6 protein-coding genes are annotated in these 7,705 nt (G+C 68.3%); 4 read left to right on the forward strand and 2 right to left on the reverse strand.

The window, feature by feature from the left end; translation table 11 throughout:
• On the forward strand, positions 1–1,379 hold a 1,379-nt coding region (locus tag UK23_RS43445), incomplete at its 5' end, for a DUF4982 domain-containing protein (protein ID WP_045317679.1).
• A gap of 42 nt (positions 1,380–1,421) precedes the next feature.
• Here the strand turns inward: UK23_RS43445 and UK23_RS43450 are convergent.
• Together UK23_RS43450 and UK23_RS43455 are read right to left on the reverse strand one after the other, a co-directional pair.
• Positions 1,422–2,801: a family 43 glycosylhydrolase gene (locus tag UK23_RS43450; RefSeq protein WP_082115453.1), complete on the reverse strand. Its 1,380-nt coding sequence runs from the start codon at positions 2,799–2,801 to the stop codon at positions 1,422–1,424.
• A 182-nt stretch (positions 2,802–2,983) separates the two neighbouring features.
• Positions 2,984–3,991 carry a hydroxyacid dehydrogenase gene (locus UK23_RS43455; RefSeq protein ID WP_045317680.1) on the reverse strand — a complete coding sequence of 336 codons (1,008 nt, stop codon included), beginning with the start codon at positions 3,989–3,991 and terminating at the stop codon, positions 2,984–2,986.
• 271 nt (positions 3,992–4,262) lie between these two features.
• Between UK23_RS43455 and UK23_RS43460 the strand changes: the two genes are divergently transcribed.
• From UK23_RS43460 to UK23_RS43470, 3 genes are read left to right on the forward strand one after another with little or no spacing between them, the layout of a single operon-like run.
• Positions 4,263–5,135: an ABC transporter permease gene (locus UK23_RS43460; protein ID WP_231114950.1), complete on the forward strand. Its 873-nt coding sequence runs from the start codon at positions 4,263–4,265 to the stop codon at positions 5,133–5,135.
• Positions 5,132–6,004: a carbohydrate ABC transporter permease gene (locus UK23_RS43465; RefSeq protein WP_045317681.1), complete on the forward strand. Its 873-nt coding sequence runs from the start codon at positions 5,132–5,134 to the stop codon at positions 6,002–6,004. Before UK23_RS43460 ends, UK23_RS43465 begins: the two co-directional genes overlap by 4 nt.
• 31 nt (positions 6,005–6,035) lie before the next feature.
• A complete protein-coding gene (locus UK23_RS43470) occupies positions 6,036–7,661 on the forward strand; it encodes an extracellular solute-binding protein (RefSeq protein WP_045317682.1) in 1,626 nt (541 codons plus the stop codon).
• The last annotated feature ends 44 nt before the right edge of the window (positions 7,662–7,705 follow it).

Raw genomic sequence — 7,705 nt, forward strand, 5'->3', positions numbered from 1 at the left:
GCGAGTACGGGCTGAAGAAGGACCGAGACCGCAAGTGGTTCGCCGGCCAGTTCCTGTGGACCGGCATCGACTACATCGGCGAGCCCACGCCGTACAACAACACGTTCCCGGTGAAGTCGTCGTTCTTCGGCGCCGTGGACACCGCCGGGTTCCCGAAGGACTTCTACCACCTGTTCCGCAGCCAGTGGAGCAGTGAGCCGATGGTGCACCTGTTGCCGATGAACTGGACGAACTACAAACCGGGCGAACGCGTCTCGGTGTGGGCGTACAGCAATGCGGACACCGTCGAGCTGTTCCTCAACGACAAGTCGTTGGGAGAGCGGAAGTTCGACACGAAGACGACCACATACGGCGTGAAGTACCGGGAGACCACGGAGGCGACAGGCGACGACAAGACCGTCACCGGCGGCCGCTATCCCGGCAGCTACACCAGCCCGAACGGCAGTGCGGGCAAGCTGCACCTGACGTGGCTGGTGCCGTTCCAGCGGGGCCGCCTCGTCGCGGTCGCCAAGCGCGGTGGGGTCGAGGTCGCCAGAGACGAGGTCCGCACGGCAGGGGACCCGTACGCGATCAGGCTCAAAGCCGACAGCGGTGACGGCAGGTCGCTCGCCTTCGTCACCGCCGAGGTCGTCGACAGCGCGGGCGTGGTCGTGCCGGACGCCGCCAACCCCATCACGTTCCAGGTCGCGAACGGCAGCCTGGCGGGACTGGACAACGGCCGGCAGGAGAGCGCCGAGAACTACCAGGCCTCGTCCCGAACCGCGTTCAACGGCCTGGCGCTGGCGATGGTCAGGCCGGGAACCGGTCCGGCGGGGACCACGGTGACGGCACGCGCGCCGGGCCTGCGAGACGGCATCGCGACCTTCGGTACGAACGGCGCCGTCTTCGGGTCTGGGCCCGTACCGGAGGCCGCCGGACCTGTTGGTGTGACGGCGGCATCGGCGGCAGACGCGAGTTACTCCGGCGCACCGAACACCGTCCCGGCGGCGATGCTCGACGGCAACGCCTCGACGTACTGGTCGAACTACTACCTGAAGACCGCGACGGGGTTGCTGCCGCAGGTGAGCAGCGCCCACGCGGCGGACTGGGTGTCGCTGTCCGGTCTCGAAGGCGCGCCGATCCGTTCGGTGCAGGCCTCGTTCCTCGTGAACGGGTCACACGCCCTGCCCGCGACGATCTCGGTGTCGTACTGGAACGGCACGACTTTCGTGCCGGTCGGCGACCCCCGGATCGAGTGGGCGCCGGGGCCGGGCCAACCGACCAGGATCGCGTTCACCCCGGTGAGCACCGGCCGTCTCCGGCTGGACCTGACCAGTCGCGCGCCTCGCACCACGACCGGGTTCCTCGGGATCGCGGAGATGTCGGTAGTACGCCAGTGACGAGCCGGCCGGGTCGAAGCCCGGCCGGCTCGTCGTTCGGCGTTACTGGACGGCCGCGCGGCGCCAACGCTGGTTCGCGCCGTCGTTGCAGGCCCACTGCACGAGCCGGGTACCGCTAGTCCTGCTGAACGACGGAACGTCGAGACACTTGCCGCTAAGGCGGTTGACCAGCGACACGGTGGTCGCGTCGACGTCGCGCACGGTCCACTGCTGACTGTTGCCGTTGTCGCAAGGGGACTGGACGACGTTGGCGCCGTCCGCGGCCGAACCGCCGGACACCGCCAGGCACGAGCCGGATGCCCGGTTCACGACCTCGGCGTACCCGCCCGCCCTGCCGCGGAACTGCCATTGCTGAGACTGGGAAGTGGACGGAGTCGCCTGCTGGACGGAGGATCCCGAGGTGTCGAGCCGGAGGTCGCTGTGCCGCGCGGTGAGTGTCGTGAAAGGACCCACGCCGCCGGGCGTCTGGACGACGGTGCGAATCGTGCCGTCCGGGTTGTAGTAGAGGCGGTCCATCACCACGGACCTCTTGTACTCGCCACCGCCCGCGCGGGCGTTCTTGTGGTAGGCGACGTACCACTGCCCCTGGTACTCGAAGATCGAGTGGTGGTTGGTGCTGGTGTTGACGTAGTCGAGGAGCACGCCGCGGTAGGTGAACGGGCCCAGCGGGGAGGTACCGGTGGCGTAGTGGATCTGTCCCGGCCAGCCGGTCGAGTACGAGAAGTAGTAGGTGTCGCCGACCTTGTGCAGGTGCGGCGCCTCACCGTACTGGGTCGCGCCGGTCACGCTCAGGTCGATGATCGGCCCGGTGGTGGACGTCATGTCCGCGCCCAACCGGATCGCCTTCGGCTTGCGCGTGCCGAAGTACAGGTACGACGAGCCGTCGGTGTCGGTGAAGATCATCGGGTCGATCGGTTCGTCGCCGACGTTGGTGTCGCGGGCCTTGTCGATCAGGGCGCTGCCCCTGGCGTCGGTGAAGGGGCCCTGCGGTGACGACGAGACGGCGACGCCGATCTTCGTGCGATCCACTGGGAGGTAGAGGAAGTAGCGTCCGTCCTTGGCCGCCGCTCCCGGGGCCCAGGCGTACTGGCTCGCCCAGGAGAAACCGGTGCGGATCGAGAAGATGTCGCCGTGGTCGGTCCAGTCCACCAGGTTCGACGACGAGTACGACCGCCAGGAGCTCGAGTCCCAGTACGTGCCGCTGTTCGTCTGGTCGTCGGTGACGTAGAGGTGGACCCGCCCGTTGAACACGTGGGCGGACGGATCCGCGATGAAGCGGTCGGGGACGATCGGGTTGGCCGCGCCCGCCGGTTGGGCCCCGGTCACCAATGCGGCGCCGACGAGCGTGCCGACTGCGAGGACGGCGCGCAGTGCCGTTCCGCGCCTGCGCCGGCTATGTCCATTGTGGATCGATGGTGCCACGCGAGATCAGTTCCGTTCCGCGCTGAGCGCCTCTGTGAGCGGTGGGCTCTTGCGGTCAAGCTAGTGGCGGGTCGCGAAGAAGGGCAATACGTGTTGTGATCGTTAACATTGCTGGGTTTGTCGAACTGTTCGACGAATTTCACAGCGCCTCCGTGAGCCCAGTTAGCGATAACATCTCTTCGTCAGGCGATCCGGTGGAGGTCGCCGGCGCGGATGGCGCCGTGCAGCGGCTCGCCCCGGACGAAGCGGGCGACCTCGGCCACGGTGAAGGCGCCCAGCCGGCGCAGCTCGTGTCCCTGCGAACCGGCCAGGTGCGGGGTGACGAGCACGTTCGGCAGTCGCAGGAGCGGGTGACCGGGTGGCAGCGGCTCGGGATCGGTCACGTCGAGCACGGCGTCGATGCGGCCGCTCTCGCAGTGGCCGAGGAGGGCGGCGGTGTCCACCAGGGAGCCACGAGCGGTGTTGATGAGCGTCGTGCCGTCCCGCAGCAGGGCGAGCCGCCTGGCGTCGAGCAGGTGGTGGGTCTCCGGCAGTGCGGGCGCGTGGAGGGAGACCAGTTCGCTGCGGCGGCACAGCTCGTCCACGTCGACCAGTTCCGCGCCGAGATCGTGGGCCTGCTGTGCGGAGATGTGCGGATCGGCGACGAGGAGCCGTACGTCGTGCACGCGCAACCGTTCCAGGACCAGCCGGCCCGTCCGGGATGCGCCGATGATCCCGACCGTGTGGCCGAAGAGTCCGGTGCCCTGACCCGAGCGCCAGTCGCCCGCCGCGCGGTCGTGCGCGTACCAGCCGGCTCGGATGAACACCCGTTTCGCCGCGAACACCATGGCAGACACGGTGTACTCCGCGACCGGGACCGCGTTCGCCTGTGCGGCGGACGAGACGGTGATGCCGCCCGCGAAGACCGCCGGATCGACATGGCCCTTCACCGACCCGGCCGTGTGGATCACGGCACGCAACCGCGGTGCGGTGGCGAGCACGGAGCTGTCGATGCGCGGGCAACCCCATCCGGTCACCAGAACGTCGGCGCCGCGCAGAACGGACGAGGCTTCGTCGGTCTCGAACGACGTGAGAGCGGGACCCGGCTCCAGCCGCACCAGTGCGCGCAGCCGTTCCAGCAGATCCGCGGGGAACAGGCCCGGCAGCGCCCAAGGCTGCATGGCGAGGACCGCGACAGGAAGTTCCGGCACGGATGAGTCCTTCCGTCGGAGCCAAGTGGCGTAAAACGGTTTACCAGAGAAGAAGCCCTGGCTGTCAACAGGTATGGAGTCCATGGTTGACCTGATGATGTAACCGTTTTATCTTCGTGGTCACTGAGTTCCGGTCGAGGGCGATCGTGACGACGGGGGGCCACCGAAGGTGAGCGCGGTCAAGACCAGGCGGCCATCCCGCGAGGTACGTGCTCAGGCACCACCGCGCGCCGGGAAACCGAGGCACCGCCCGAGAATCCGCCGGGACCTGGTGCTGCTGCTCGTGATGGCGCCCGGCGTGCTCTACTTCCTGGTCTTCCACTACGGCGCCCTGTTCGGGAACGTGCTCGCCTTCGTCGACTACGTGCCGTTCCTGGGGCTCGCGGACAGCCAGTGGGTCGGACTGGCGAACTTCCAGCACATGCTCGGCGATCCGCAGTTCTGGAACGCGGTCGCGAACACGGTCGTGATCGCCGCTCTGCAGCTGGTGTTCTTCTTCCCGGCGCCGCTCGCCCTGGCGCTGCTGCTGCACAGCCTGGTCGGCTCGACCGTCAAACGGTTCGTGCAGAGCGTGGTCTACCTGCCGCACTTCCTGTCGTGGGTGATCGTCGTGGCGCTGTTCCAGCACATGCTCGGCGGCGCGGGGGTGGTCAACGGCTGGCTCGGCGACCTGGATCTCGGGGCGATCCACGTCATCGGCAACCCGGACACGTACAAGCCGCTGGTGGTCGCGCAGCTGATCTGGAAGGAGTGCGGCTGGGCCACGATCATCTTCCTCGCCGCACTGTCCCAAGTGGACGACCAGCTGTACGAGGCGGCGGTGCTGGACGGCGCCGGCTGGTGGCGCCGGCTCTGGCACGTGACGCTGCCGGGCATCCGTCCGGTGGTCGTGCTGTTGCTGGTGCTGCGGCTGGGCGAGTTCCTGCAGGTCGGCTTCGAGCAGTTCTTCCTGCAGCGGCAGGCTGTCGGGCCGGAGACGGGCGAGGTGCTCGACACGTTCGTCTACTTCACCGGCTTCGCCAACGGTGAGTTCGGCTACGCGGCCGCCGCCGGGTTGTTCAAGGGACTCATCGGTGTCGCGCTGGTGTACACGGCCAACAAGGTCGCGCACCGGCTCGGCGAACAGGGGGTGTACCAGCGGTGACCTATCCGGCGTGGCAGGGCAGGCCGGGACCGGGCCTGCGGGCCGCGAAGGCGGTGGCACTCACCGTCGTCGTGCTGCTGGTGCTGTTTCCGTTGTGGACGGTGGTGGCGACGAGCCTCGCCTCGCCGCAGGACGTGATCGCCAACGGCGGCTGGGTGATCTGGCCGGAGCGGTTCACGATCGGCGCCTACGCCGAGATCCTGGACGGCGGCGTCGTGACGCGGGCGCTGCTCGTCAGCGCCGGCGTCACGGTGGTCGGCACGGCGCTCAGCCTGGTGTGCACGGTGGGTCTCGCGTACGCGTTGTCGCGGCCCCGCGTCTACGGCGGGCGGCCGATCATGTTGCTGATCCTGTTCACCTTCCTGTTCCCGCCGGGGATGATCCCGCTGTTCCTGGTGGTGCGGACCACCGGGCTCTTCGACACCTACGCCGCGCTGGTCCTGCCGTTCCTGATCAACGTGTTCAACCTGGTCGTGATGCGGGGCTTCTTCCAGTCCATCCCCGCGGAACTGCTGGAGGCCGCCCGCATCGACGGCGCGGGCGAGCTGACCATGCTGTGGCGGGTCGTGCTGCCGTTGTCGAAGGCGGTGCTGGCGGTGGTGAGCCTGTTCTACGCGGTCGCCTACTGGAACCGCTTCTTCGAGGCCATCATCTACTTCAACGACCAGACGAAGTGGCCGATCGGCACGGTGCTGCGCCAGTACGTCACCGGCGGCGCCGACCTCACCGGTGAGTCCGCGGTCGTGTCGGCTCCCCAGGCGACCCAGATGGCGGTCGTCGTCCTGGCCACCGCCCCCATCGTCTGCATCTACCCGTTGCTCCAGCGCTACTTCGTCAAGGGCGTGCTCACCGGCGCCGTGAAGGCCTGAACCACCTATCGAGAAAGGAGGGAGCGACCCCATGACTTCTCCTCTTCGCCGACGGTCGTTGCTGAAGTTCGCCGGTGCCGGTGCACTCGCCACCGTGCTCACCGGCTGCGGCAGCGGATCGAACGGCGGTGTCGGCAACGCCGGTACGAACGTGGTTCCCTGGCCCACGTACGTGCCGTTCGCCGGTCCGAAGCCCGATGCACCGGGCGACGAGTCCGGTGTGCAGCCGCTGTACCTCGACTACCCGCGGAACCTCGTCCGGTCGGTGCCGGAAGCACCGGGTGATGGCTCGGACGTCACCGCGATGGTCATCACCTACGGCGCCCCGCCCAAAGCGCTGGAGGGCAACCGGTTCTGGCAGGCCGTCAACAAGGCGCTGAACGTCAACCTCAAGGTCGTCGTGGTCCCGGACGCCGAGTACGGCCAGAAGATGACGACGCTCATGGCCTCCGGCGACGACCTGCCCGACATCATCATGTTCAGCAACCTCCAGCTGCCCCGCTCGCACGAGTTCATCCAGTCCCGGTGCGCGGACCTGTCCGACTTCGTCGGCGGGGACGCGGTCAAGGACTATCCCGGCCTCGCCAACATCCCCCAGTACGCCTGGCAGGGCATGGGCCGCATCGGCGGCCGGATCTACGGCGTACCGCTGGAGCGGCCGAAGCCCGGCAACAGCCTCTACGTCAACCGCACGGTGCTGCAGCAGGCCGGTGTCCCCGAGGAATGGGGCACGGAGGACTTCGTGGGCGCGCTGACCCGGTTGTCGGGAGACCGGCGGTGGGGCATCGGCGGGTCCAAGAGCGTGTTCGGCAGCTTCGGTTCGATCGCCTACCACGCCGGCTCGCTCGGCGCGCCGAACGCCTGGGAGCTGCGCGACGGCCAGTTCAACACCACCCTTGCCACACCCCAGTTCGAGGAAGCGCTCGGCGTGATGCGCAGGCTCGCCGAGAAGGGCGCCTACCACCCGGACAGCCTCACGCTCAGCGCGACGGACGTGAAGACCTTCTACTACAACGCCTCCGTCCTCTCCCTCACCGACGGCTTCGGCGCGGTGGCGGAGGCGCTGTCCGGCATCAACCGTCGCTTCGAGCTCGACCTCGCCCGTCCGTACGGCCCGAACGCGACACCGTGGCAGAGTGCAGGGATCTTCGGCTACGTCACGTTCAAGAAAGCCAGTGCAGACCGGATCAAGCTGCTGCTGCGCGTGTCCAACTACCTCAGCGCGCCGTTCGGCACGTCCGAGTACGAGCTGGTCAACTACGGCGTCGAGGGCGCGCACTTCACCAAGGACTCCGGCGGGATCAAGACCACCGACCTGTTCAAGGTGGAGAACAACGTCAACCTGCCGATCAAGTACCTCGGTGCCGCGCCCGCCGTGCTGCACCTGCCCGGCTTCCCCGAGGCGGCGAAGGCCGTCCACGAGTGGGAGAAGGCGGTGCTGCCGCGCAGCATCCCCGATCCGGAGGCCGGTCTGCGGTCCGCGACCCGCACGAGCAAGGGTGCCGAGCTGACCAGGACGGTCGGCGACGCGATCGGGGCGATCGTGTTCGGCCGCAAGCCCGTGTCCGCGTGGAAGGACGCGGTCGCCCAGTGGCGGCAGGCCGGTGGCGACAAGGTCGCGGAGGAACTGGCGAAGGAGCACGCTGCGGCGAAGTGAGCCGCCTTCAGGACACGCGGGGACGAACCGAGTCCCGCACCACC

The sequence above is a fragment of the Lentzea aerocolonigenes genome, from assembly GCF_000955955.1.
GTDB classification, from domain to species: domain Bacteria; phylum Actinomycetota; class Actinomycetes; order Mycobacteriales; family Pseudonocardiaceae; genus Lentzea; species Lentzea aerocolonigenes_A.